We start from the raw sequence: 438 nt of genomic DNA, 5'->3' as shown, positions 1-438 counted from the left end.
GCCGGGGACGACGGTCTCCGGGAGGCGGGTGTGTCGGCCGCGGCCGCGGCGGGAGTCGCCGCCCGGCACGGCCCTCCCGAGCGGAGTCTGCGGGCCGCCGCCCGGCATGCCGCCGTGCTCGTCCGGCAGTGGCGGGTCGGCGCCGTGGCCGTCACGCTCGGGGCGCGCGGGGCGCTGCTGTCGTACGGGGAGCATCCGTTGCTCGTGCCGGTGGCCGGGGTGCACCACGGGGACACCTGCGGCGCCGGGGACCGCTTCGCGGCGACGGCGGCCGGGCTGCTCGCGGACGGCACGCTGGTCGGCGAGGCCGTCGAGGGCGCCGTCGCGGCGGCGACGGGCTTCGTCGGCGCGGGCGGCGCGGCCGGCCTCCCGGACGCCGGCGCCGCGGGCCCTCCGCCGGACGACGACGACCCGTTCGCCCACGCCGCCCGGGTCCGC

General features: G+C 82.6%; 1 pseudogene. It reads left to right on the top strand.

The features are described from left to right. Window positions 1–438 (top strand): annotated as a pseudogene (locus QC282_RS32135) (D-beta-D-heptose 1-phosphate adenosyltransferase); the annotation flags it as partial.

The sequence above is a fragment of the Streptomyces sp. DH24 genome (assembly GCF_029813775.1).
Classification (GTDB): Bacteria; Actinomycetota; Actinomycetes; order Streptomycetales; family Streptomycetaceae; genus Streptomyces.
The sequence above is the reverse complement of the archived record's forward strand: the minus strand, read 5'-3'. Positions and strand labels throughout refer to the sequence as shown.